This is a genomic window from Pseudomonas psychrophila HA-4 (assembly GCF_000282975.1).
Taxonomy (GTDB): Bacteria; Pseudomonadota; Gammaproteobacteria; order Pseudomonadales; family Pseudomonadaceae; genus Aquipseudomonas; species Aquipseudomonas psychrophila_A.
The window spans coordinates 45,285-71,447 of the sequence record NZ_ALJC01000087.1 but is presented as its reverse complement, the minus strand read 5'-3'; the positions used below and the strand labels follow the sequence as shown (position 1 = coordinate 71,447).

Here is a 26,163-nt window from a genome sequence, read left to right as displayed (position 1 = left end):
CGGCCACAATCGGCTATCTGAAAAATTGGGTTAGATCGAATGGCCAATAAGGGTTATCGCGGCATGTAATCACGTTGCCAGCGACGCGGGATTTTCAGTGAAATCAGCCCCAACACTGCCGCAAGCCCGGCACTAAAAAGCATGGCTTTGACCCCGAACCGGGCCTCTAGCATCGCCCCCACCACAGCGCCGACCAGCATGCCGGTCCAAGGCACTAACTGCACCCGCCAACCCGTACGCCGCTCGCCCAGCACCCAGCGACCCAAGCCACGACCAAAGCGCGACAGGGCTCCGGTCACATAAGTCAGCCCCACTGGCAGGCCGTTCACCTGCTCCACCGCCGCATTTAACATGCCCATCGCCAGCACTGCCGCCAACAGCGCGGGTACCTGCGATTCAAACGGTAACAGTGCCGAGGTACATAACAACGCCGCGATGATCAACATCAGCGGCAAGGCCCGTCGGCCGCCCAAGCGTGCGAGCAAAATACCCAGCGCGTTACCAGCAATGAATGCCATTACCGCTCCCCCCAGGCGTGCGATCACCCGCAGATCGCCTTCGCCGATGGCCACTGCGAGGCGCGTGGTGTTGCCACTCATGAATGAAACGAAATCACCCGTGGCTAAAAAACCGATGGCGTCGGTCATGCCGGCCAGTACCGACAAACTCGCCACCAGCCCCAACCCCACGCGACCGCGCCAGGCACGTACGCGTACGTACAACGGATTATTCGACTTTGAAAATGGCACTGGGAGCATCGGATTAAGTCCTTGTAAAGAGGTGCAGGCCTAAATATATGCGGGAAAGAGGGGAAAATGCCCGCTACTAAGTATGAAAATTCCGCATTAAACAGAGGTATAAGCGAACCAACTTCAAAAAAGGCGTCTAATAAACACCTCACTCACGGACGAGACGCACAAAACTGCGCTGACAAGGACCCACACTCACGAGTGATCAGGCAAATCAGCCTCAATGGCTTTATACAGAAGAACACCATGACCTTGTCCGGCTGGATGAAACCCCAATTCAAACCCTATGCGCTGGCAGTTATCCCGCTGTTACTGATCACTGCTGGGACAACGCTGGCCACCCATATGGAGTCCGCGTTTGCCCAGCCCGTGGATGGCGTGCAAACGCTGGTCTTTATGCGCCACGCCGAAAAACCGGCTGATGGCCTTGGACAGCTCAACTGTCAGGGTCTTAACCGTGCAATAAATCTGGCAACCTTGCTGCCACAACGCTATGGCAATGCTGACTACATATTTGCTGCAGACCCGTCACGCCAAGTAGAAGAAGGTGCGAACGATGATGCCTACAACTATGTACGACCGCTGATGACCATTAACCCGAGTGCGATCAAACTGGGGTTGCCAATCAATCTGGAATTCTCGGCCAATGACACCCGTGAGCTGGCCAATGAATTGACCCGAGACAAGTATCACAACGCCACTATCTATACCGCGTGGTCGCACGGGTATTTGCCTGAACTGATCAACAGCGTCGCGGGTAAGGCCCTTGGCAAAAAAACCACGCTGACCGAAGACTGGTCAGGCAATGATTTTGACTCCCTGTATGTATTAACCCTGACCTGGAAGGGCGGCGAAGCTACGTTGAGCAGCCGCGTCGACCAGCAAGGCCTGAACAATGGCACCCAAGTCTGTCCAACGTGAAACATCCCCTTCAATACCAAACGTATAGTTGGTATAAAGCGCCGCGGTAAACAGCCCATTGGCACGCTAAGCGCGATCACCCCTTAATTTGTACAGTTCAAGGTACGTGTATGAAGATCAACATTATCGGTTTGCCTCTGGTCATGATCGCGGTTTTGGCACTGGCTGGCTGCGCTACCCCCACCGTGGTGACATTACAAAACGGCACCCAGTACCTAACCAAGGACCTGCCCACCACTAAAAATGCCAGCGGCTTTTACGAGTTCGTGGACATTGCCGGCAAGCACATCAAGGTCAAGGCTGACGATGTTGCGACTATCAAGGCTGATAACTGAGGCTACCCTAGCTGCGTGCTTGAGCTTATTAAGCATGCTTGGTAAATCTTTAGGCCCGGTACTTCCACCCACACTCCAGCACGCGGCTGGTCATTCTGATAGAAACCCTGCTGTTCGTGTTGGTAGCCATAATGCGGCTGTACTACGTCAACCGGCCGTGGCCTAGTTCGTTGGGGTGCTCAACGGGCTGGTCGGCATGTGGTAACTCTGACAGGCGTCAGCCAGCGCCCAAAATCAAGCTGCGGTAGTGCCCAGGGTTGGTGCCGGACCACTTGCGGAACGCCTTGTAAAACGAACTGGTATCGGCAAAGCCCAAACGCAGGGCGATGTCGGCAAAACTGTGGTCTGGCTCGGCTAACCAACCAATGGCCAACTCTTTGCGCACACCGTCCTTGAGCCCCTGAAAGGTCTGGCCTTCTTCGGCCAGACGCCGACGCAAGGTTGAGGCTGACATGCACAAGCTTTGCGCCATGCCCAGGGTTTCTGGCCATTGTTCTGCTGGCAGTTGCCGCAGGTCTTGCTTGATCAGACTGGCCAGGCTTTGCGGGTCGCGGTATTTGACCAGAATATTGGCCGGCGCCTGGGCCAAAAACCGCTTCAGTTCTTCGGTGCTGCGTTTGATCGGTGCATCCAGACAGTCAGCCGCAAATATCATTCGCGTCCGCGGGCGATCAAAGCGCAGGTTTTCGGAAAACATCACTTCGTAGTCACCGCAGTAATCAGGCTGCGCACACCGCAATTCAATAGCCAAAATAGGAATCCGCCGCCCGGCCAGCCAACAGGCCACGCCATGCACGATCATCCAATAGGCGAAGTAGGTAAAGGCGCGGTTCGACTGAGCCTGTGGCTCGCGCAAGACGATCTCTGCCACGCTCTGTTGACGAACCAAACGCGCAGGCAAGCGCTCCAGCATTAACGACAAATACCTCAGCACCAACTCCAAGCCCTGCGCCAGCGTGGGCTGAGCCATGGCCGAACGGCACATGAACTCCAGGCTACCGGCACGCAGCTTGCGCGGGTCCATGCCGAAAAACTCGTCATCGAGGCGCCGCGCCACAAGCCGCCACATCCGCGCGTATGCCAGGGCGGGCACACGGGCATCCGCCTGTTCAAGCAACGCCGGATTGATCCCGACCTTTTGCAGCACTTCGTGCATGCCACTGGCCGAGGCGCAACTTTGCAACAGCGCTTCGCGCACCAACTGAATGGAAATGGTGTCTTTATTCAACATTGGCCATGATCCAAGCCCGATGACGGTTAGGTGTCGAACATCTTAAGCAGAGCAGATCAAAAAGCCAGTAGTACCTTTGGCTAGACAGGTATTGGCTCCAGATGGCCTTGCTGATGCGGACGGGGCGGGGTTAACGCATTTGTCCAACTCGGCCAGAAACAAAAAGCTCAAGTCACGTACAATCCGCCTTTTGCCATCGCAGCCCACAGGATTCACCCATGTCTTTGAACAAACGCAATCAGGCGCAAATTGAACGTCGCCTGATTAAACACCTGACCGATGCCTGTGAAACGGCTAAAGGGCAGATCCCGGGATTTGTCTGGCTGACACACGCAGTCGACTTTGCAGCCTTCCCGGCAAGCCTGAAGGTGGTCTGGGTCTTCGACACCCAAGTCAATAAGGACTTTGCGCTGGCCGATGGCGAGGCCCGGTTTATGGTCGAATTGACCACACAGGCTCTTGCGGATGCCAATGTGAACGTTCGCCAAGTGGCAAATCACGTGTTTTATGATTCCGAAGAAGAATGCCAGCGCGCCTGTGGCGGTGACTGGCCTAAGCGCCTGGCACAAAAGAATCCCGGCCGCGCGTGATCGAAAAACGGCCCGCGTAGCAGCTTGGTCGTCACGCGATGTGAATCGTTATGAAAGCCTTAGTTCAGACTGGCGAAGTGCAAGTTGTCACTAAATGAGTATCTGGGTTTTTAAGCCCGGCCATGCGCTACCATGCGCGGCTTGTCTGACGGTAAACCACATCAAAACGGAGAGATCGAACAGTGAGAATTGCACTTTTACTGCTGTTGGGCGCGCTGTCCATGCAAGCGGTGGCAGCCAACATCGGTGAACACCTGACGCCCTGGACCCTGCAAGATCAGCACGACCAGCCTTATACCCTAAACAACGACACCCACGTTTTATTGGTCGCCCGCAACATGGACGGTTCCAAACTGGTAAAAGCCGCGCTGGAGAACCAGCCAAAGGGGTATCTAGAAGCACGTCATGTTGCCTTTCTCGCAGACGTTAAAGGCATGCCTTCAATGATCGGCAAGTTCATCGCCATTCCGAAAATGCGTGATTACACCTACCGCGTCGTGCTTGACCGAGACGGCAAAATTGCCGCCCAGTATCCCGGTGCCGAAGACAAGGTGCTGTGGCTGCAACTGGACAACGGCACCTTGGTTTCACAGCAAGAACTTGCCAATGCCGATGAACTGCGTTCAGCACTGGCAAAATTGCCAACTCAGTAAAATCCAACGCCTAATTGCCTCGGCTGGCCGCGTCCTGACGCCTCCCAACTTCCGAGCTTACGCCTCGTGCCTTGCGATCTCTTAAAAAATTAAAAGATCGCGAGGCACGCTTGTGCCTAAAGGGCTGCACGCATCACCGCGCTTAATTGTCCGGAAAGGACAAACTCAACAGCCACTCGTTAAACGCTATCAACGCGGGCAGGTTTTGATACCGATTAGCATAGGCAACGTAGTAACTCCTACCACTTTCCATGGGCTCGAACAGCGCCACCAATGTGCCGGCCTTGATCTCGTCCTGTACCAAAATACGCGGCACTAACCCTATGCCGATCCCGGCAGCAACGGCCTGAATCAGATGCGCCGTAAGCTCGAAACTTGGGCCTAAGCGCATTACGCGATGGTCCAAGCCATTACGCTCAAACCAATCCGACCAGGCATTGGCTCTGGAAACAACGCTGAGCAACGCATGGCTCGCGCCCACGTCTGCCGCAGTCATGCTGCGGTACTCGGGCAATGCTTGTGGGCTAGCCACGACCACCAGCTTTTCAGTCAGCAATTTGTGCGCCTTATAACCCGGCCATGGCCCGGCACCGGCAACGATAACGGCGTGCATGTCCCCCGCAACACTGGCCAGGTCCGCGTGCATGATCCGCGAATGGATGTGCACCACGATGTCCGGGTGCTGGGTATAAAAGTCATTCATTCGTGGCAACAGCCACTTAGAACCGAACGTTGGTAAAACCGCGAGGTTTAAGGTCCCGCCTTGGGAGCGAAAGGCGATGGTTTGCAGGGTGGCACTGCGAATCCTGCCTAGGGCGGCTGACAGTTCATGCTGATACAACGCCCCTGCCGCCGTCAGGTCGATACGCCGCCCATCACGATTGAACAGATCAACCCCGAGCAACGCTTCCAACGCCTGCACCTGACGGCTCACAGCGCTTTGGGTCAGCGACAGTTCATCGGCAGCCTTGGTAAAGCTGCCATGCCGGGCTGCCGCCTCAAACGCAACCAACACGGACATAGAAGGAGTGAGACGTCTCGGATTCATTCATAAACCTCATGCAAAGGCTGCACGTTATACGTTTGTTTTACTGCCGCTAGACCCTGAAAATCAGGCCAAATCAATTTCACTGCGTGGTTCAGCTCGCGAGCAAGCATACGTTGAGTGAATGTAGAAATGAATTTAGCCTGCAGGAAATACCGTCAATGATCGCCCGCCTCGCCTCGCCCCATCGCCTTGATGACGCTTACAAACGCTTTTTGAGCGCACTGGAAACAGCAGGTTTCAAGGGCGAAGTCGCCAGTGATCACGGCCTCAGAACCGTGCTGGCAACTGACAACTCCATCTACCAGCGCTTGCCCCAGGCGGCGGTTTTCCCCAAGGACTACAGCGACGTCGCCTGCATTGCCAAACTCGCGGCGCGGCCTGAACACCGCTCCATTGTGCTGACTGCGCGTGGCGGCGGGACCGGTACAAACGGCCAGTCACTGACTGACGGCCTGGTGGTCGATCTTTCAAGACACCTCAACACCATTCTGGAAATCAACGTTGAAGAGCGCTGGGTGCGGGTACAGAGCGGTGTGGTCAAAGACCAATTAAATGCAGCGTTAAAACCCCACGGGCTGTTCTTCGCCCCCGAACTGTCGACTTCGAATCGAGCGACCATCGGCGGCATGATCAACACCGATGCCAGTGGTCAGGGCAGTTGCACCTACGGCAAAACCCGCGATCACGTACTGGCCCTTTCGACGGTGCTGCTGGGCGGCCAACGGCTGGACAGTCAGGTGATGGCACGCGAGATGGCCAATCAGCAGGCGGCCCGGCAGGACGTCATTGGCGAGGTTTACCGCTGCACCCAAGACATTGCCGATAACCAAGAGCAGCTGATCAACGAGATATTCCCCTCGCTCAATCGCTGCCTCACCGGGTATGACCTCGCTCACCTGCGCGAGCCCGACGGGCGCTTCAACCTGAACAGCATACTGTGCGGTTCCGAGGGCTCACTTGGCTTTATCGTCGAGGCCACGCTTAACGTTTTGCCCATCCCGCGGCATTCGATTTTGGTCAACGTGCGCTACGCCGGATTCATGGATGCGCTGCGCGACGCCAAGGCATTGATGGCGCTCAAGCCGCTGTCGATTGAAACCGTTGACTCGAAAGTGCTAATGCTGGCGATGAAAGACATCGTTTGGCACGGCGTTGCCGACTATTTCCCGCAGGACCCAAACAACCCGACCCTGGGTATCAACCTGATCGAATTCAGTGACGATGACCTTGAACGGCTCGAACAACGGGTTCACGACTTTACCGAGCACTTACAAACCGATAACAGTGTGCGTCGACTGGGCCATACGCTCGCTATCGGCAGCGAGGCCGTTAAACGGGTGTACACCATGCGCAAACGCTCTGTGGGGTTGCTGGGCAATGTTCAAGGCGAAGCCCGGCCACAACCGTTTGTGGAAGACACCGCCGTACCGCCGCAGAATCTGGCGGACTACATAGCCGAGTTCCGTGCCCTGTTGGACAGTCACGCGCTGGAATATGGCATGTTCGGCCACGTCGACGCCGGGGTGCTACACGTGAGGCCGATTCTGGACATGAAGGATCCACGCCAGGCCGCCCTGATTCGCCCTATTTCCGATGCTGTGGCTGCGCTCACGCGCAAATACGGCGGCTTGCTATGGGGCGAGCACGGCAAGGGGCTGCGCTCCGAATATGTGCCTGAATATTTTGGCGCGTTGTACCCCTCATTGCAGGCGATCAAGGGCGCGTTCGACCCGTTCAACCAGTTAAACCCGGGCAAAATTGCAACCCCGTCACAGGTGAGCAACGCCCGACTTACCCCAGTGGACGAAGTCCCGTTACGCGGCGATTTTGATCGTCAAATCGATGAGCGCGTGTGGCAAAGCTATCAAACAGCACTGCATTGCAACGGCAATGGCGCCTGCTACAACTTCGACCCCGATGACGCAATGTGCCCTTCCTGGAAAGCCACCCGCAACCGTATTCACTCCCCCAAAGGGCGCGCTTCGCTGATGCGCGAATGGCTACGCCTGCAAGGTGCCCATGGGGTCGATCTGCTGGGCAGTTACTCGTCGAACGTGTTGCGCAGAACCCGTAACAGCCTGGCCAAACGAATGGGCGAAAAGGATTTCTCGCACGAAGTCTATGACGCGATGGCCGGCTGCCTGGCCTGCAAGTCGTGCGCGGGCCAGTGCCCGATCAAGGTCAACGTGCCGGATTTCCGCGCACGCTTTCTTGAGCTGTATCACAGCCGTTATCTTCGCCCGCTCAAGGATTACGCGGTTGGCTCGCTTGAATTCAGCATTCCTCACATCGCGCGTTTCCCTCGGGTGTACAACGCGATGATGAGTGCCAAACCCGTTAAGTATCTGCTGGAGCGCGTTGTGGGAATGGTCGACAGTCCGTTGCTAAGCCTGGTGGATTTTCATCAGGTGTGCGCCACCTGGAATGTGCAAACTGCCACGCCTCACAGCCTTTCACGCCTGACTGACGAACAGCGCAAACGCAGCGTGATCTTGGTCCAGGACGCGTTCACGCGCTATTTCGAAACTCCACTGGCCGCACAGTGGATCGAGTTAATCGCACGACTGGGCTACCAGGTCTACCTCGCACCCTTCTCGCCCACGGGTAAACCACAGCAAGTGCAAGGCTTCCTCGGCGCATTTAAAAAGACGGCCACACGCACCGCAAAAACGCTGATGACGTTGCAACAAAGTGGCCTGCCGCTGATAGGCCTCGACCCGGCCATGACGTTGGTGTACCGGCAGGAATACGCCAAAACCCTCGACCAAGGCACCGCGCCACAGGTTGTCTTGCCTCAAGAATGGTTGGCGACTGCCCTGCCAGCCTCTGCGTTGCCAGGCGTTAAAGAGGTCTACCATTTTCTGCCGCACTGCACTGAACGCACCAACGAGCCCGCGAGTGTTGAACTGTGGAAGAAAGTCTTCGAGGGTTTTGGTCTTACGCTGAACGTTTTGGCCAGTGGCTGTTGCGGCATGTCCGGCACCTACGGCCATGAAGCGCGCAATGCCAGCACCTCGGCGATCATCTACTCACAGTCTTGGCAGCCGTTGGTAGAGCGCCACCAGTCGAGCGGCAGGCTGATTGCCGATGGCTATTCATGCCGAAGCCAAGTGAAACGTCACGCGGGGCAAGCGTTGCAACACCCCTTGCAGGCACTGCTCGGCCACCTGCGCGCCGGCTAGCGTGTTGTTTGGGTTGCTCAATGATGGCAGGCTACGCCTCTGGTGCTGTAGCCGCTGTCGAGGCACGAGGCTACAGGTGGTCGCGCAGGATTCAAGGAATCAGCATGGATAACTTTTCCCAAATGCAGGCCTTTCTGTGGGCCAACGAGCATGGCAACTTTTCTGCGGCAGCTAGGGCGAATGAGCTAACCCCGTCCACCATCAGTAAGTTGATCACTCGCTTGGAAAACCGCCTTCAAGTGCGCCTGTTTCAGCGCGGCGCACGTAATTTGACGCTCACTGAAGAAGGCTCGGCCTATCTGGTCAGCGCGCGCGAAGTAATGAACGCCATGGCTGAAGCGGACTCTCTGGCAGAGGCTTTTCCGAACCGGGTCAGTGGCGCGTTACGTATTCACACCATGACCACCTTCGCAAAACACCAGATCGTGCCGTGGCTGCCTGAATTCCTTTGCGCTTACCCCGGCCTGACTGTCGACCTCCAGGTTGGCGCCCAATATGTGGATCATTTCGACCAAGGGCTCGACATTGCCATCCACAGCGGCGTACTGCCAGATTCGTCGAGAGTGGCGAGAAAAATCGGCGAAAGCGCATGGATAATCTGCGCATCTCCCGAATATCTGGCACTCAGAGGCACGCCGAATCACCCAGAAGAATTAATCACGCACGATTGCTACAACTTCGGGTTTAACAGTGTGTGGAATAACTGGCAGTTTATGGTGAATGGCGAGAAGGTCACCGTCGCGATCAAACCCAAAGCGGTCTTCGCCCAAGGGGACTTACAGCGAGACATTGCCTTGGGCGGCGGCGGAATCGTCAAACTCGCGCAGTTCCACATCGGTGCAGACCTCAAGGAAGGCCGACTGGTGCCGCTACTGCAAAGCTTTAACATTCCGTCCAAAGAGCCTATTTACCTGATCTATACCAATCGAAAACACCTAAGCCCACGCATTCGGGTATTCCGCGATTTTCTGGAAAAAAAACTCAGCGAAACACCTTGGGAATAGTCCGTAGCAGTTGCCACATTCTGCGAGGCTACTGCTACAGGGGTTAGGTCAAAACGTAGGCGGCGAAACCGCACTCACCACAATGCACACTTCGTCAAACGGGTTGCGCATTCGATGTGGGAGTCGGCTGTCAAAGTAGTAGGCATCCCCCACTTCCAGCACTCGAATTTCATCACCTACGGTCATTTCCAGTCGACCTTCGATAATGATTCCGCCCTCTTCGGCATCATGCGAATACAACTCCTCGCCCTCTTCCCCCGTATCCGCGCCTGGCTCGTAGCGCTCATGAAGAATCATCATCGAGCTGTTTTCAAGGTTTGCACCGACCTGTCGATATGATAGCTTTTTGCCATCAGCTAATTCGACCAGATCACTGGCTTTATAAAATACTGCCCGGTCGACGACAGCAGAGTCTGAAAAAAACACACTGAGGGTGACGTTCAAGGGCCGAAGCAAACGCTTCAAGACACTTACTGACGGGCTGGATTTGTCGCGCTCGATGATTGAAAGCGTGGCATGCGGCACACCGGCCTGCTCAGCCAACCCTCGAATCGAGAGTCCACGGCTTTGTCGCAAAGCCTTGAGCCTCGCACCTACTGAAGCCGTGTCCAAAGCCTCTGTCAGGCTTTCGGGCGGCTCCTCTTGAACATGTGGGCTTCGGCCTGTCGCCGATGTTTCTATCACGGTTGATTCCTTAGATAAACGGCACCCGAGTGGGCCAAAAGTTAATTCGAACCTTGAACTGCCGAGTTCTTTTTTGCGGTAAAAGACGACTCAAACGCACTAGGTTGGGTGATTGCGCACCCTGCAACACACTCCAAGTGAAGCAAAGTAACACGGTTTCAAAAAGGCTCATTCATGTAGGAAACGTTTAATACTCTAGCTAAAAAAAACTGATGAGATTGATTTGTAGCGGTCTTATCAAATTTAGGGCGTAAAAAAACAATCGCTTGCCATTAACTGGGCGATTGTGGGTTTTGTCGGCCAAGCCAGAAATAAAGCTTGCCTAGCTCATTCTTGAATGGTAAAAATTTTTACCACCCAAACACAACATCTGCGTAGAGGCTAAAAAAATGCACAAATCACGCCACGCTGTTGCAGCATATGGACTTGCTCTCATTGGACTTGCAGTTTCCCACGCTGCAAGCGCCCGTGATCTAACGATAGTTTCCTGGGGAGGAAATTTTCAGGACGCTCAGCGCGAGCTGTTTTTCGCACCCTACGGTAAGCAAACTGGCCAAAAGGTACTTGATCAGACCTGGGAAGGCGGTGTTGGTGTTCTCGATACCAAGGTGAAAGCCGGTAACCCTAACTGGGACGTCGTCGAAGTTGAGGCTGAAGACCTCGCCCTCGGCTGCGAACAAGGCCTGTTTGAAAAAATAGACTGGACCAAGGTTGGCAACAAAGCAGACTTCATTCCTGAGGCCGTGAACGAGTGCGGTGTTGGCAATATCGTCTGGAATACCGGTCTGTCGTGGGACGGCGACAAGCTCAAGACGGCCCCGACCTCTTGGGCCGATTTCTTTGATCTGGAAAAAATTCCCGGCAAGCGAGGCCTGCGCAAAGGCCCTAAATACGCACTTGAGTTCGCTCTGATTGCCGACGGCGTTAAACCTTCTGAGGTGTACAACGTGTTGCGCACCCCTGAAGGCGTTGATCGCGCCTTCAAAAAACTGGGCACCATCAAGTCGAACATCGTGTGGTGGGAAGCTGGAGCACAACCGCTGCAAATGCTGTCATCCGGTGACATCGTGTTGAGTTCCTCCTACAACGGCCGTATCACCGGCTTCAACAACAACGAAGGCAAGAACTTCAAGTTCCTGTGGAACGGCAGCGTCTCGGCGATCGACTCGTGGGCTGTGCTCAAAGGCAGCGAGAACAAAGCTGCCGCCATGGACTTCATCGCCTTCTCCAGCAAACCTGAAGAACAAGCCAAGCTGCCCAAGTACATCGCTTACGGCCTAACTAACAAAAAGGCCAACGACTTTGTACCGCAAGAGCTGAAACACACCTTGCCAACTACCCCGGAAAACCTGGCGCAGTCGATCCCTATCGATGTCGAGTTCTGGGTTGAAAACATTGAGCCGCTGACCGAACGCTTCAACGCCTGGGTCGCCCAGAAGTAAATCCCCGCCTCATCTTTAGGTCACCCTGCCACCTGGTTCTAGGTGGCAGGTCACGCGACTTGAGCGATTAACCATTGCTTGTTCATTTGCATGCCGATGCAGATAAGTAGCGAAGATGATGTGTGCCTGCTCTCGAGTGAGGATTACCACGTGAAACACTTGGTCAGTTTTAAAAATATCCAGAAAACCTACGACGGTTTGCGCCCCGTTGTTAAAGACTTGAACCTTGATATCAAAGAGGGTGAATTTGTAACCCTGCTCGGCCCATCGGGCTCTGGAAAAACCACCAGCCTGATGATGCTGGCCGGATTCGAAACGCCGACTCACGGCGAAATTTATCTGAAAGACAAACCGCTGCACAACCTCCCGCCGCATAAGCGTGACATCGGGATGGTGTTTCAAAACTACGCGCTGTTTCCGCACATGACCATTGAGCAGAACCTGGCCTTCCCTCTCTCTGTCCGCAAAATGAACAGCGTCGACAGAAAGGAGAAAGTACGCCGCGCCCTGGACATGGTGAAACTTACCGATTTCGCAAAACGCTACCCTGCACAACTCTCGGGTGGTCAGCAGCAACGTGTCGCACTGGCACGCGCGCTCGTGTTTGAACCCAAGCTGGTACTCATGGACGAACCCCTCGGCGCGCTCGACAAGCAACTGCGCGAACACATGCAACTGGAAATCAAACACCTGCACCAGCAACTCGGCCTAACCGTGGTGTATGTGACGCACGATCAAAGCGAAGCCCTGACCATGTCTGATCGCGTGGCGGTCTTTAATGACGGCGTCATTCAGCAGATCGATACCCCGACCGCTATCTACGAAGCACCTAACAAAAGCTTCGTGGCGCAATTTATCGGTGAAAACAACACCCTGATCGGTACATTCGTGTACCGCGACGAGCATCACGCCGTGGCACGGCTGGCTGACGGCAGCCTGATCCGCGCACTCTCGGTGGTCGAGGCACAGCCGGGTGATCAAGTGGCGTTGTGCATCCGACCGGAACGCGTGATTGTCGGCCCCGCAGGCAGCACCCCGTTGACCGCTCGAATTCAGGAATACATTTACTTGGGCGACCACGTCCGCATGATCACTGAAATAGCCGGGCAAGCGAACTTCATGATCAAGCTGCCAGCCTCCCAAATGCACAATAGCTGGACTGTCGGCAGTTCGATTTCCCTTTCCTGGGCACCAGAGCACATTCGTGCGCTGGATGTGACCACCCACTGAGTCGTCGATTATGAGTCAGTCCGCAGTCATCAACGCCCAAGAGCAGACGCTCGATCTGAGGGCCAAACTCAAAAAATCCGAGCGTGCCTACAAATTCAAATCCTTGATGCTGATCGCACCGCTGTTTCTGTTTGTACTGGTGTGCTTTGCCTTCCCCATCGGCACCCTGCTGACGCGCAGCGTCGACAACCCCGATGTCCACACCGCGCTGCCTGCAACGACCAGCGCGCTGACTACCTGGAAAGGCAAGACGCTACCGAGCGAGCTGGCTTATGCGGCATTGGTCACAGACTTGGCCAATGCCAAAGAGAATGGTCAGATCGGTGCGCTTTCCAAGCGGTTGAGCTATGAGATCCCGGCGTATCGGACCGTCATCAGCAAGACCCTGCGCAACCTTCCGGACAACAGCGTGGCCTCCAAACGTGACGCGTTGATTGAAATCGACAGCGCCTGGGGCGAGCTCAACTACTGGAAAGCGTTGAAGCAGGCGTCGACAACCTTCACCCCGTATTTCCTGCTCGCCGCCCTCGACCATAGAATCGACTCTGCCTCTGGCAGCATCGTCAAGGCCGACCCCAATCAGTCGATCTACGTGGATATTTTCGCTCGCACCTTCTACATCGGGGGCGTGGTCACGATTCTCTGTCTGCTGCTGGGGTTTCCGGTCGCTTACTGGCTGGCCACCTTGCCTGAAGGCAAAAGTAACCTGCTGATGATCTGCGTTCTGCTGCCTTTCTGGACGTCGCTGATTGTGCGCACCGCCGCCTGGGTCGTGCTGTTGCAGTCTGATGGCCTGATCAACCGTTCACTCCTGTTCTTGGGCGTTATTGATGCGCCGGTGCAACTGGTCTTCAACCGCACGGGCGTGATCATTGCAATGACCCACGTGTTATTGCCCTTCATGATCCTGCCGCTTTACAGCGTGATGAAAAGCATCCCGACAAACTACGTGCGGGCGGCCATCTCACTCGGTGCCCACCCCTTTGTCGCGTTCTGGCGAGTGTACGTTCCACAGACCTTCGCCGGGCTGGCTGCCGGTGCGTTGCTGACCTTTATTCTCGCCATTGGTTATTACGTGACACCGGCACTCGTCGGCGGTGCGGCCGATCAAATGGTCAGCTACTTCGTCGCCTTCTACACCAACAAAACCGTTAACTGGGGCATGGCCTCGGCGCTCGGCAGCCTGCTGCTAATCGCAACACTGCTGCTGTACGCGGTGTACGGCAGACTCACCAACCCAAACCAGGCGAGGTAATGACGATGATGCAGCCTTATGCTTCTACGGCCGAAAAACTCGCCCGATTTGGATTGGTCACAGTCTCACTGCTGGTACTGCTGTTTTTGATCATTCCGGTGCTGGTGATTATTCCACTGTCATTCAATTCATCATCGTTCCTCACCTACCCAATGGACGGCTTCTCCTTGCGTTGGTACGAAGAACTGATGTCGTCTGAGGAATGGCGCCAGGCCTTCAAAAACAGCTTCCTCATTGCCCCGGCAGCCACCGCCCTGGCGATGATCTTCGGCACCTTGGCTTCTGTGGGCTTGAGCCGGGGCAACTTTCGTTTCAAAGGCGTGATCATGGCTTTTCTGATCTCGCCGATGATCGTGCCGCTGGTGATCGTGGCTGTGGGCTTGTACTTCTTCTTTGCCAAGCTGCAATTGCTTAACAGCTACATTGGCCTGGTGCTGGCCCATGCAATGCTCGGCGTTCCCTTCGTGGTTATCACGGTAAACGCGACCTTACAGGGTTTTAACACCAACCTAAGCCGAGCCGCCGCCAGTTTGGGCGCTCCGCCGCTGACGGTATTTTTCAAGGTTGTTTTGCCGCTGATTGCGCCCGGTGTGATCTCAGGAGGATTGTTCGCCTTTGCCACATCGTTTGATGAAGTGGTAGTCACCCTGTTTCTCTCCAGCCCATCACAGCGAACCTTGCCCCTGCAAATGTTCTCGGGCATCCGAGAAAACATCAGCCCCAATATCGCCGCCGTCGCCACCATCATGGTCATCCTGTCGGTCTTGATGCTCTTGACCCTGGAAGTGCTTCGACGTCGCAACGAAAAACTGAAAATGCAACAACAATAAGAAAATAACCGCCGTCTTTCAGGCTCGTTAACTAACGCTGTGAAATCCTCCTGGGCTTGAAAGCCCGGGACGGTTAACTACTGTCAAAATCCAGAGGTTTTTATGCCTAATCTAGTGGGTGATGTTTCGAGTGCTGCCCGCATCCTGCCTGATCTCAAAGGTGAAAAACTGTTCATTCGCAACGGCAAGGGCGCCTACTTGTGGGATGACAAAGGGCGTCAATACATCGATACCGCATTGGGCTTTGGTGCCGTGTTGCTAGGCCACTCCAATGACGCGGTCAACGCCGCCGTCAGCCAAGCCTTGAGCGACAGTGCTGCACCGTCTTGGGCGCATGTTCGTGAGCATGGCGCAGCCACGGAATTGGCCAAACACACAGGCGAGCTGTCCAAGGTGATCTTCACCAACTCGGGCAGCGAAGCCGTTCACCTCGCCTGCCGTGCCGCCCGTGCGTATACCGGCCGCAGCAAGATTGCCAAAATGGCGGCGGGCTTCGATGGCTGGTTCGATGATGTGAGCTATGGCAACGTCACCTCCAAAGAAGCAGCCTTCCAGGACGGCCAACGCCCGTCGACAGAGCGCACCACGCTGCTGCGTTTCAACGACTTCGACGATGTTGAGCGGCTGTTCGCCGAGGACCACGACATTGCCGCCGTGGTGCTGGAGCCGATGTTGGCTAACGCGGGCTGCATCATGGCCTTGCCCGGCTACCTCAAGCACGTGCAAGACATCGCCCACCAACATGGCGCTCTGGTTATCTGTGACGAAGTGCTGATGGGCTTTCGCCTATATGCAGGTCTGGCAGGGTTGCGCGAAGGTCTGGACCCAGACATTGCCAGCGTCGGCAAAGCCATTGGCAATGGGGTTCCGGTGTCTGCGGTGGTCGCCAAGCCGCACATCCTGGAGGGTTTTGAACAAGGCCGAGTGATTCGCGGCGGGACATTCAGCGGTAATCCGATGGCCTGTGCGGCAGTGACCAGCACGTTGTCGCAGTTGGATAACAGCGACTACGAGCTATTAATTGCCCGTGGCAATGCCTTGCGTAAAGCGATTGAGGCGATCTTCAAAGCCCACAGCATAATCGTGACCACCAGTGGTTATGGCAATGTGTTTGGTATGTGGTTGGGGGCTGTCGCGCCGATGACCTATGAGCAAGCCGCGAAAATTGCCAACCCGAGCTTCACAAAGGCGCTGCATCTGGCGCTGCGCGATGCGGGTGTGCTGATCATGCCGTCGCCGTATGGTCGGCTGTATATTTCCTTTGAGCACAACAACCGGGTGATAGAGGAAATAAAGACCGCTTTTGAACACGCGGCGGCTGAGCTGAGCAGTGCTTTTGCCAATGTTTGACGGGGTTCAAAATCTGTAGTCGCTGAGGAGCGAAGCGAGGCTGCGATCGCAGCCTCGCTTCGCTCCTCAGCGACTACTTTCACAGTAGTGAAGCATCCCCCAGAATCAAGTCTGCACCCCGCTCTGCCACGGCCATGACTGCGCACTGGATGTTGCCGGAGATCATCGAGGGTATGACCGAAGCATCCACAACTCGCAAGCCCATCAGGCCGCGCACCCGAAGCGAGGAATCAACCACAGCATCAGCGTCTTCGCCCATGCGACACGTCGCAATCGGGTGATAGATGGTTTGGCCATTAGCCTGAGCAAACTCAAGCCATTGTTCGTCAGTTTGCACGTCGATTCCCGGGCCAGTTTCCATCTCCAAAAAGGCGCCCATAGCAGGCCGCTGCATGATTCGACGGGCGATTTTCATGCCTTCGATCAAGCTGGTCCGGTCTTCTTGCACACTCAAAAAGTTAGGCCTAATCGCCGGCATGACAGCCGGATCAGCAGACTGGATATGGATGCTCCCTTTAGAGGTGGGCCGCAACTGGCTAACCCCGATAGTAAACCCCGGGTGCTTGTCGAGAATCCGCTCTGCTGCGTTGGCATAGCTGGCATGCACGACAAAATACTGCACGTCTGGTGTCGGCATGCTCGGCTGAGTCTTCACAAAGCCGTGCACCAACCCGGTCCCCAACGTCAGGATACCGGTGCGTTTGGTGAAGTACTCCACCACCGCCATGCCCAAACGCCAGCCACGCGCCATTTCATTGAGCGTGATGGCGTTTTTCAGCTTCCAGTTCATACGCGTCGCGAAGTGATCGATGTAGTTTTCACCTACACCGTCCAAACGGTGCTTAACGGTGATTCCCACTTTTTCGAGCACGTCGGGGCGACCAATACCCGACAATTCCAGAATCTGCGGCGATTGAATTGCGCCCGCACACAAGATCACATCTTGCGTGGCGTTGACGGTGATTTCCTTGCCATGCTGGCGGTAGGTAATGCCCGTGCAGCGAGTACCCTTGAGTTCCAGGCGCAGCACATGGGCATGGGTCTCGATCGTCAGGTTGGGCCGACGCCGCGCAGGGTTCAGGTAGCCGTCAACCACGCTCCAGCGACGACCGGCACGCTGAGCAACCTGGTAGTAACCAAAGCCAGTTTGCTCCTCGTTGTTGTAATCGCCGTTGAACGGCTGACCATCCTGCTTGGCCGCGTGCATGAACGCATCGGAAATGGGATAGCGCTCTTTTACTTGTTCAAGGTGCATCGGACCGTCATGACCACGGCGGTGATCGCCTTGCGGATAATTTTCGATCTTCTTGAAATAAGGTTTGAGCGTGGCGAAGTTCCAGCCTTTGGCGCCGCTTTTTTCCCAGGCGTCGTAATCACCGGGCTGACCGCGCACGTAGATCATGCCGTTAATCAGCGTCGAGCCGCCCAAGCCCTTACCACGCGGCACTGCAATTTCACGGCCGCGGGTGTTCTCTTCGGCTTGAGTCTTGAAGCGCCAGTTGTAGCGCTTGTCGACCAACAGCTTACTAAAGCCTGCCGGAATCGAGATCCAGAAACCTTTGGGTTCGCCACCGGCTTCAAGCACCAATACACGGTACTTGCCGGAGGCGGTCAAACGGTTAGCAAGAATACAGCCCGCTGTGCCACCGCCAACGATAATGTAATCAAATGCACTCATGTCACGACTCGTTCTTTTTAGAGGCCATGGCTGCTGCCATCAATTCAATCTGGCAGAGCAACATAGGCAGTCCTTCATGAATCCGGCAGCCGGCTTTTTGCGCAGCCGCCAGCAAGGGGGTGATCACGGGTTGCATGATGATTTCCGCCACAACCTGCTCGGCAGACAGCCGTGTCACGTCACAGGGGAGTGCATCGCCCTCTTTCAAGCCCAGCGAGGTGCCATTGACAACCAGGTCATAGCCGGAGGGATCCGACGTGCCGACCGAGACTGCCAGATTAGGAAACGCCCGTGACAAACGATCAACCAGTGCCTTGGCTTTATCTTGACTGCGATTGGCAATAGTCAGCCAGCCAATGCCGGAGGCTGCCAGGGCAAAAGCAATTGCGTTCGCGGCACCGCCTGCCCCAGCCAGATACACCGCTCGCCCTTTCAGCTCAATACCGGCCTGGCGCAGCCCGGTCACAAAGCCTTCGCCATCGAGAACTTCGCCATGCAATTTGCCATCGTTTGAGCGGGTGACAACGTTAACCGCGCCGACCAGCCGAGCCGCGTCAGAGACGGTGTCGCACAACTCTAAAATGGCGGTTTTATGCGGCACTGTGACGATGAAGCCATCGAGGCTCTGAATACCACGCAACCCCGTAACCACCCCCGCAAGGTCAGTTGGCGACACATGGAAAGGCACCATCACCCGATCCTGCCCAAGAGTTGAAAACAGCGCGTTCATCGCCTGCGGGGTCTGCACATGGTGAATCGGGTCGGCAATAATTGCGTACACCCGTGTGGTGCCGCTTATCTGCGTTATATCGGTCATAAAATCAGGCCAGGGTGTAGGCGGTTTTAACGCCTGTATAAAATTCGCGGGCATAGCTGCCCTGTTCTCGCGAGCCGTAACTGGAGCTTTTTCGGCCACCAAACGGCGCGTGATAATCAACGCCTGCGGTCGCCACATTGACCATCACCATGCCCGCGCTGGAGCGCTGCTTGAAGTCAGAGGCATGCTTGAGCGAGGTGGTGCAGATGCCCGATGAAAGGCCGAAATCAGTATCGTTGGCCAACGCCACGGCATGCTCATAGTCGCGGACACGAATGACGCTGGCGACTGGGCCGAAGACCTCCTCGCGGTTGATCCGCATCTCATTGGTGGTCTCGGTGATCAGCGCTGGAGAAAGGTAATAGCCCGGCGTAGCCCGTTCGAGCAACTCACCGCCAAACGCCAGGTTGCCGCCTTCAAGACGCGCAATATCGATGTAATCGCAGTCCTGCTTGAGTTGCGCCTGAGACACCACAGGTCCTATGTCGCAGCCGTCAGCCAGCGCATGGTCGACCCGAAGTCCCGCAAGGCGCCGTACCATAGCCTCAACAAACCGGTCATGAATGCCATCTTGCACGATCAGGCGGCTTGACGCGGTGCAGCGCTGCCCCGTCGAGAAGAACGAACCGGACACAGCAACTTCAACGGCCTGTTGCAAATCGGCATCATCAAGAACGATCAGCGGGTTTTTGCCGCCCATTTCCAGCTGCACCTTGGCGCCTCTTTCCATGCAGGCCAGTCCAACTTGACGGCCGGTGTGGGTTGAGCCCGTGAAGGTCACCGCGCGAACTTTGCGCGACGTGGCCAACACATCGCCGATTGTCGAGCCCGGCCCCATCACCAGATTAAACACCCCGGCCGGAAGCGCTCCGGCGCGGACAATAATTTCGGCCAGCGCCCACGCACTGCCCGGCACCAGGTCTGCCGGTTTGAACACCACGGTGTTGCCGTAGGCCAACGCGGGTGCGATCTTCCAAGCCGGTATAGCAATCGGAAAGTTCCACGGCGTAATGACCCCAATGACACCTTCTGGCTCACGCCGCACATCAACTTCCACGCCTGGGCGAATAGAGGCCAGACGCTCCCCCGACAAACGCAGTGCTTCACCGGCGAAGAACTTAAACACCCGACCCGCGCGAACAACTTCACCAACGCCTTCGGCCAGGGTTTTGCCTTCCTCACGCGAGAGCAAATACCCCAACTCTTCGCGACGCGCCAAAATCTCGCTACCGATACGGTCCAGCGCATCACTGCGTTGCTCTGCGGTGAACCTCCCCCAGGCAGGTTGGGCCTCGAACGCCGCATCGATGGCCGCGTGTGCCTGCGAAGCATCCGCACGCGCGTATTCGCCGACCACATCGTTAGTGTCTGATGGGTTGATGTTCACATTCACATCAACGCCCAACACCCACTCTCCGTCTATATAGTTTTTATTCACGCGTATTGCTCCAGCGAGGGAATTAACTCGTTTTAAAACATCATGACTTAACCCTGTTGCCTGACGATTACGATTCAACAGCGATATCAAAGAAACGAAAATTAGCGCGCAACTCTGTATTTGGATTCAACGATCGAACACAGCCGACAGCCTTAGTTTTGAGCGGTCTGCCCTAACGTTAATCGCCACTTGAATACCGAAAGTGCTATGACTGGTTACATCAGAGGGTGATGGGCAAAACATACGCCTCAACCCACACAGCGTCTATTCATTGGCTATGACGTAGATTCACACCTCCTGTGATTCTGCTGCACACATACCTGCAAACATGACAGCGGCGATATTGGCGGAGCACGAAAGTTATCGAATGGAGAAATAACGCATGAAAGTGAATTAGCCCAATTGCCGAATTAAACCGCAGATCGATTAATACCCAAGACGCCCATAAAGGTCGTTAAAAAGAATCATGAGATGCTCACGAAATGCAGCCCGTTATTGCAGACGTTCCAACCAGGCTTCAACAAGCGGCCATGATTATTGAGTGGCGAGGACGATACCCACCGTTCGACACAACGAAGATAGATGGCCGTGCGCTATACGTAATTGCCATCATCTGGCCTTTCGGTTAAATTGAGATTGGTTCTCAACTGCGTGCAATTATCATGTCTCTTGGCATCCCTCCTCACGAAGCCCCTCAGACCATCAGCAGTCTGTACGGTGACCACCATGGCTGGCTGGTCCGTTGGCTGCGTGCACGCCTGGGATGCTCTCATCAAGCCGCCGACATGGCCCAAGACACCTTCGTACGGCTACTGCTCAGCGAACGAAAAGATCCGGCAGCCCCCCGGCTTAAACAGCCCCGCTCCTATCTGGCGACCGTTGCCCGCAGAGTGATGGTTGACAGTTTTCGCCGTCGTGCACTTGAGCAGGCTTATCTGGAAGCACTCGCCCTGCAACCGGAAACGTATGCCTTGTCACCTGAAGACAAGCTCCTGATGGTCGAAGCGCTGCATGCCGTGGATGCCATGCTCGACGGGTTAGGCCGCAAGGTGAAGCAGGCATTTCTACTCTCGCAACTGCAAGGTATGGCCTACAAGGAAATTGCTGAACAACTGGGCGTATCGGTCAGTTCGGTAACCCAGTATGTCGCCAAGGCTAGCGAACATTGCTTGTTGTTTGCCCTGGAATCAGAGCTGTGACGGGCGAAGACAAACGTCAGGCCTTGCGTGCAGCAGCACAATGGCTCGCTCGCCGGGCAGGCGCCCCTGATGACAGTGCACTGCACCATGCCTGGCACCAGTGGTGCGTGGAAAACCCGACCCATCAGTGGGCGTGGCAGCGTGTTGAACACCTGCAAGCACAATTGGGCAAATTGCCCGGAGATGTGGCGTGTCAGGTGCTCAATCACTCCCCCACGAGGCTCCCTGAGCTAAACCGTCGCGCACTACTCAAAGGTCTCGTCCTGATGGGCGGAGTGGGAGGGCTTGGCTGGTCGGGCTATCGACAAGCACCCTTGTGGCTGGCGGACCAGCGCACGACAGTCGGTGAGCGGCGCAGCCTGCAATTGGCGGATGGCACCCGGCTGGTCCTCAATACCTCAACGGCTGTGGATATCGAATTTAGCGCACAATTGCGCCTGATCACATTGCGGGCCGGGGAGATCCAGGTACAGACCGGCAAAGACCCGCGCCCCTTTGTGGTACGCAGTGCGCAAGGCGATATGCAAGCGCTGGGCACGCGTTTTGACGTGCGCCAATTGGACGCTGGCACCGCGTTGAGCGTGTCAGAACATGCGGTGCAAATCCGCTTGGCCGATGGCCGCACGCAACGGGTAAACGCCGGGCAAGCGATAACCTTTAGCCGGCGTGAGTTTGGCACTCTGCAAGCGGCGGTACCCGGCAGTGAAGACTGGATAAAAGGCTATTTGCTGGTTGACGCTTGGCCTTTGCATCGCCTACTCGGCGAGTTGAGTCGCTATCGAGTGGGCTACCTCGGGTGCTCGGACGAAGTGCGCAACCTCTTACTGTCTGGCGCATTCCCTCTGGACGACATTGATATGGCGCTGGCCGCCGTAGCACGCGCACTCCCGGTAGAAATGGTCCAGCGCACCCGTTACTGGACACGCGTGGTCAAAAAACCTGAATGAGATAAATAATTATTTAGACCTCTGTAGAAACGCCCCGCTCCGTTCGACCTACTCCTGAATTTAATAAAACTCTGCCCACTCTTTCAGGAGCTTTCATGTCCCCCCGGCAAACCCAATACACAGCAGAGCGGCACAACCCATCACGCAAATCGCCGCTGGCAAAGGCCATTTTTTGCGCCAGCGTTGCCTTGCAGTGCATCGCACTGACGCCAACGGTTGTGAATGCTGCACAGGCGCAAGCCAGCACGCAGCACAAGAGCTTCAAGATACCGGCGGGTCCGGTGGGCGCAGCCATTACCCGCTTTTCCGGCGAGGCTGGCGTGGTGGTGTCTTTCGATGCGAACTTGACCGCTGGGCACAACACTGCCGGGCTGGATGGCGTCTACAGCGTAGAACAGGGCTTCGCTGTATTGCTCAAGGGCAGCGGGCTGCAGGCACAGAAAATTGATGAGCGGACCTATCTGATATCCCGCCAGGAACAGAGCGGCGCCCTGAGCCTTGGGGCCACTCGCATTGATGGCCTGGAATCAGGCAGCACCACAGAGGGCACAGGGTCGTACACAACAGGCGTGACCACCACCGCGACCAAACTCAATCTGTCGCTGCGAGAAACGCCGCAATCGGTCAGTGTCATGACCCGCCAGCGCATTGATGACCAGAATTTGAGCAGCATCGGCTCGGTGCTGGAGCAGACGCCGGGGATCAACGTCCAAAGCCCGGGCAGCGACCGGCTGTATGTGTTCGCCCGCGGTCTAGCCGTTGATAACTATCAATATGACGGCATGCCCACCACCTCGTTCGCGTTCAGCCAGGCATTGCCTCAGGCCCTGTCAGACATGGCGATTTATGACCACATCGAAGTGCTGCGTGGGGCTTCCGGCTTGCTGTCCGGCACGGGCGATCCTTCCGGGACGATCAACATGGTGCGCAAAAAACCCACCTCGACGTTCCAAGGTTACGTCAGCGCAGGCCTTGGTTCCTGGGACCAGTACCGCACTGAAGTAGACGTTTCCGGCCCGTTGACGCCAACCGGCAACCTGCGCGGACGTGCAGTCGCGGCCTACCAGCAAGGCAATAGTTTTACCGATCACTTACAGCAAGAAAAAACCATTCTCTATGGCGTGATGGAAGCCGACCTGAATGACAGCACGCTGCTGACAGTCGGGGCCGAATACCTCTACAACGACCCACGTGGGTTCTCCACCACAGGCCTGCCGTTGCTGGACAACAAAGGTAACCGCCTGCACACCTCACGCAGCGACAACCCGGCCAGCCGCGACAGCAGCAATCGCCAGGAGTCGGTAAACGCTTTTGCCTCGATTGAACACAAACTGGCCAACGACTGGGCCCTGAAAGTCTCGGCTAACTCGCTGTACGGCACCCGTGAGTACGACTCGATCATCGTCGGTACCACCACCGGTTTCGTCAACGCGCAGACTGGCAATGGCCTGAGTTACACCGCAACCAAAGGCGACAACACTCAAGAGCAAAAAGGCCTAGACATCATGCTCTCCGGCCCCTACCAACTCATGGGGCGCGAACATGAACTGGTGGTGGGCTTTAACTACCAGAGCTACGAAAACCGCCGCAACGGCTTCGGCAACTTGCTCGCCAATGGCACCAGCAACAACGGTGTGAGTGGCAAACCGGTCAACATCTATAGCTGGGACAACTATGCCCCGACCGCCGCCTACAACTTCAACCGTGAAAACGACGACATCGACCAATGGCAGAACGGGACTTACCTGGCCACTCGCCTGAAACCTACCGATGATCTGTCGGTGATCCTCGGCGCGCGCGTCAGCAACTACCGCTACGACGCCTTGCTGCATTACAACGTGGCGAGCCTCGTACCCTACAGCACCGATGACGCGATACGCGTCAACGGCAAGGTCACGCCCTATGCGGGCGTCGTCTATGACCTGACCCCCAACCACTCGGTCTATGCCAGCTACACCAGCATCTTCAAACCCCAGCCATACCGCGACACGGCAGGCCATTTGCTGGACCCACGCGAGGGTGATAACTACGAGATCGGGCTCAAGAGTGACTACTATGGCGGCCGGCTGAACACCGCCATCGCCTTATTCGAAGTCGATCTGAAAAATGACGCCATCGCCAATGGCTTGATCGCAGGCAGTGACATACAGACGGCCTATCTGGCGGAAAAAACCAAGACACGGGGCATTGATATGGAGGTGAGCGGCGAACTATTGCCGGACTGGAACCTGAATGCCAGCTATAGCCATAGCGTGGTCAAAGACGCAGACAACAAACGCGTCAAAACCATTATTCCGACCGACATGCTGAAAGTCTGGACCACCTACCGCCTTCCCGGCGAGCTCGACCGCCTGACCGTGGGCGGCGGCGTCAATTGGCAAAGCGCAATCCATATGACCGTGGACAGCTGGCAATTACCGGCGCCGGCCAAGGTCAAGCAAGGCGAATATGCCACGGTCGGTCTGATGGCCCGTTACCAACTGACGCCGGAGTGGTCCACCACCGCCACGGTCAATAACCTGTTCGACAAAAAGTACATCAGTTCGCTCGATGAAAACTTCCGCAGCGGTTCTTATGGAGCGCCGCGTAACGTTATGCTGACGACCAAGTACGCGTTCTAGACCAATACACGTTGCACGTCGAGGGAGCACACGCCCTCGACTGCTCACTCCAACTGCAATTTAACCGCCTGCACAACGATGCGCGACAAGCGCTCGACGGCAACCGATCGCTCGGTCTGTTGATAGCGCAAGGTCAATGCAATGGAAGGCAGCACAGGCAAGCCGATCTGCTGTTCATCGAGTACACAGGTGCCCGTCTGCAAACCCAGACGGGTTCTGACGGTGTAACCCAAGCCTGCCTGGGTTGCCGCGGCCAGGCCCGGCAAGCTTGAACTGGTAAAAGCGACGCGCCAATCGATGCTTTCACGCGCCAGCGCTTCAGTGGCTTTAGCATGGAACGGGCACGCCGTATCAAACATGATCAGCGGCAACGGTTCTGCCCCCGACACTCTCCAGGCGAGTGGCTGCTGCTCGGAACCTATCCAACGCATCGGCAACTCGGCAATCAACTCACTGCGCCGTCCACCCTCGCCCCACACCACCGCCATGTCCAGCGCCCCGGACTCCAAGCGACTGAGTAACTCGGCATTTCGCGCTATTTGCGCCTCAACCCGGACCTGAGGATGAGCACGGGTGAACTGGCCCAGCACCGAAGGCAAAAATCCGCTGAGGTCTTCTTGCAGGCCAAAACGCACCCAGCCTTGAAGAGACGTTTCAGAGACGGCGAACACCGCTTCATCATTCAGGCTCAGCAGACGCCGCGCATAGTCGTGCAATTGCTCTCCGGCCTGCGTCAACTCAAGCCCCCGGCCCGCCTTACGCAACAAGGGCACACCAACCTGCGCCTCAAGCTTTTTCATTTGCGCGCTGATGGCCGATGTCGAACGTGCGAGCTTGTCTGCCGCCGCCGCAAAACTCCCGGACTCCACCCCACAGACAAAACTTCGCAGCACATCAATATCAAAACTGACTGGGCGCATAACTGTCCTGTTTTTCGGGATCATTTTAAAAATTAGTTG

22 protein-coding genes are annotated in these 26,163 nt (G+C 56.1%); 14 read left to right on the top strand and 8 right to left on the bottom strand.

Features of this window, described 5'->3' with window-relative positions; translation table 11 throughout:
• Nucleotides 1-53: 53 nt before the first annotated feature.
• Nucleotides 54-758, bottom strand: coding sequence for a YoaK family protein (locus tag B347_RS0112445; RefSeq protein WP_019410028.1), 705 nt, complete (start codon nt 756-758; stop codon nt 54-56).
• A gap of 237 nt (nt 759-995) precedes the next feature.
• Here B347_RS0112445 and B347_RS0112435 point away from each other — a divergent pair, with 237 nt between their 5' ends.
• Complete coding sequence (locus B347_RS0112435) at nt 996-1,670, top strand: histidine phosphatase family protein (RefSeq protein WP_019410027.1); 675 nt, start codon at nt 996-998, stop codon at nt 1,668-1,670.
• A gap of 110 nt (nt 1,671-1,780) precedes the next feature.
• Nucleotides 1,781-2,005, top strand: a complete 225-nt coding sequence (locus B347_RS0112430; protein WP_019410026.1) for a YgdI/YgdR family lipoprotein — start codon at nt 1,781-1,783, stop codon at nt 2,003-2,005.
• A 217-nt stretch (nt 2,006-2,222) separates the two neighbouring features.
• On the opposite strand, the gene B347_RS0112425 is transcribed toward B347_RS0112430, so the two are convergent.
• Complete coding sequence (locus B347_RS0112425; protein ID WP_019410025.1) at nt 2,223-3,236, bottom strand: AraC family transcriptional regulator; 1,014 nt, start codon at nt 3,234-3,236, stop codon at nt 2,223-2,225.
• A 218-nt stretch (nt 3,237-3,454) separates the two neighbouring features.
• Here B347_RS0112425 and B347_RS0112420 point away from each other — a divergent pair, with 218 nt between their 5' ends.
• Together B347_RS0112420 and B347_RS0112415 are read left to right on the top strand one after the other, a co-directional pair.
• The gene (locus B347_RS0112420) at nt 3,455-3,826 is read left to right on the top strand and encodes a hypothetical protein (protein ID WP_019410024.1); all 372 of its coding nucleotides are present in this window, start codon (nt 3,455-3,457) and stop codon (nt 3,824-3,826) included.
• A 182-nt stretch (nt 3,827-4,008) separates the two neighbouring features.
• On the top strand, nt 4,009-4,479 hold the full coding sequence (locus B347_RS0112415; protein WP_019410023.1) for a hypothetical protein: 471 nt from the start codon (nt 4,009-4,011) through the stop codon (nt 4,477-4,479).
• Nucleotides 4,480-4,621: 142 nt separating this feature from the next.
• Here the strand turns inward: B347_RS0112415 and B347_RS0112410 are convergent, their stop codons facing one another.
• Nucleotides 4,622-5,527, bottom strand: a complete 906-nt coding sequence (locus B347_RS0112410) for a LysR substrate-binding domain-containing protein (RefSeq protein WP_026014145.1) — start codon at nt 5,525-5,527, stop codon at nt 4,622-4,624.
• A gap of 158 nt (nt 5,528-5,685) precedes the next feature.
• Between B347_RS0112410 and ydiJ the strand changes: the two genes are divergently transcribed.
• Both ydiJ and B347_RS0112395 read left to right on the top strand, forming a co-directional pair.
• A complete protein-coding gene (gene ydiJ, locus B347_RS0112400; RefSeq protein WP_019410021.1) occupies nt 5,686-8,709 on the top strand; it encodes a D-2-hydroxyglutarate dehydrogenase YdiJ in 3,024 nt (1,007 codons plus the stop codon).
• Nucleotides 8,710-8,813: 104 nt separating this feature from the next.
• Nucleotides 8,814-9,713, top strand: a complete 900-nt coding sequence (locus B347_RS0112395; RefSeq protein ID WP_019410020.1) for a LysR family transcriptional regulator — start codon at nt 8,814-8,816, stop codon at nt 9,711-9,713.
• Between the two features lie 48 nt (nt 9,714-9,761).
• Here B347_RS0112395 and B347_RS0112390 read toward each other — a convergent pair whose 3' ends face one another.
• Entirely contained in the window at nt 9,762-10,397 is a 636-nt protein-coding gene (locus tag B347_RS0112390; RefSeq protein WP_081498289.1) for a cupin domain-containing protein, read from the bottom strand.
• Nucleotides 10,398-10,786: 389 nt separating this feature from the next.
• Between B347_RS0112390 and B347_RS0112385 the strand changes: the two genes are divergently transcribed.
• The 5 genes from B347_RS0112385 to B347_RS0112365 all read left to right on the top strand — a co-directional run bounded on the left by B347_RS0112385 (nt 10,787) and on the right by B347_RS0112365 (nt 16,504).
• Nucleotides 10,787-11,839 (top strand): ABC transporter substrate-binding protein, encoded by a 1,053-nt coding sequence (locus tag B347_RS0112385; RefSeq protein WP_019410018.1) that lies wholly within the window; start codon nt 10,787-10,789, stop codon nt 11,837-11,839.
• 150 nt (nt 11,840-11,989) lie between these two features.
• The gene (locus B347_RS0112380; RefSeq protein ID WP_033387686.1) at nt 11,990-13,069 is read left to right on the top strand and encodes an ABC transporter ATP-binding protein; all 1,080 of its coding nucleotides are present in this window, start codon (nt 11,990-11,992) and stop codon (nt 13,067-13,069) included.
• Nucleotides 13,070-13,079: 10 nt separating this feature from the next.
• The gene (locus tag B347_RS0112375; protein ID WP_019410016.1) at nt 13,080-14,324 is read left to right on the top strand and encodes an ABC transporter permease; all 1,245 of its coding nucleotides are present in this window, start codon (nt 13,080-13,082) and stop codon (nt 14,322-14,324) included.
• 5 nt (nt 14,325-14,329) lie between these two features.
• A complete protein-coding gene (locus B347_RS0112370) occupies nt 14,330-15,154 on the top strand; it encodes an ABC transporter permease (protein WP_026014142.1) in 825 nt (274 codons plus the stop codon).
• Nucleotides 15,155-15,256: 102 nt separating this feature from the next.
• On the top strand, nt 15,257-16,504 hold the full coding sequence (locus B347_RS0112365; RefSeq protein ID WP_019410014.1) for an aspartate aminotransferase family protein: 1,248 nt from the start codon (nt 15,257-15,259) through the stop codon (nt 16,502-16,504).
• 79 nt (nt 16,505-16,583) lie between these two features.
• On the opposite strand, the gene B347_RS0112360 is transcribed toward B347_RS0112365, so the two are convergent.
• Genes B347_RS0112360 through B347_RS0112350 form a run of 3 tightly spaced genes read right to left on the bottom strand, consistent with a single transcriptional unit; the run spans nt 16,584 to nt 20,437 of the window.
• The gene (locus B347_RS0112360) at nt 16,584-18,182 is read right to left on the bottom strand and encodes a GMC family oxidoreductase (protein ID WP_019410013.1); all 1,599 of its coding nucleotides are present in this window, start codon (nt 18,180-18,182) and stop codon (nt 16,584-16,586) included.
• Nucleotide 18,183: 1 nt separating this feature from the next.
• Nucleotides 18,184-18,999 carry a shikimate dehydrogenase family protein gene (locus B347_RS0112355; protein WP_019410012.1) on the bottom strand — a complete coding sequence of 272 codons (816 nt, stop codon included), beginning with the start codon at nt 18,997-18,999 and terminating at the stop codon, nt 18,184-18,186.
• 4 nt (nt 19,000-19,003) lie between these two features.
• Nucleotides 19,004-20,437 (bottom strand): aldehyde dehydrogenase family protein, encoded by a 1,434-nt coding sequence (locus tag B347_RS0112350; protein WP_026014141.1) that lies wholly within the window; start codon nt 20,435-20,437, stop codon nt 19,004-19,006.
• 662 nt (nt 20,438-21,099) lie between these two features.
• On the opposite strand from B347_RS0112350, the gene B347_RS0112340 reads away from it, so the two are divergent.
• From B347_RS0112340 to B347_RS0112330, 3 genes are all read left to right on the top strand, one after another.
• A complete protein-coding gene (locus B347_RS0112340; protein WP_019410009.1) occupies nt 21,100-21,636 on the top strand; it encodes a sigma-70 family RNA polymerase sigma factor in 537 nt (178 codons plus the stop codon).
• The gene (locus tag B347_RS0112335; RefSeq protein WP_019410008.1) at nt 21,633-22,583 is read left to right on the top strand and encodes a FecR domain-containing protein; all 951 of its coding nucleotides are present in this window, start codon (nt 21,633-21,635) and stop codon (nt 22,581-22,583) included. The genes B347_RS0112340 and B347_RS0112335 overlap by 4 nt, the downstream gene beginning before the upstream one ends.
• A 95-nt stretch (nt 22,584-22,678) precedes the next feature.
• Entirely contained in the window at nt 22,679-25,204 is a 2,526-nt protein-coding gene (locus tag B347_RS0112330; protein WP_019410007.1) for a TonB-dependent siderophore receptor, read from the top strand.
• Nucleotides 25,205-25,248: 44 nt separating this feature from the next.
• Here B347_RS0112330 and B347_RS0112325 read toward each other — a convergent pair whose 3' ends face one another.
• Nucleotides 25,249-26,124, bottom strand: coding sequence for a LysR substrate-binding domain-containing protein (locus tag B347_RS0112325; protein WP_019410006.1), 876 nt, complete (start codon nt 26,122-26,124; stop codon nt 25,249-25,251).
• Nucleotides 26,125-26,163 lie beyond the last annotated feature (39 nt).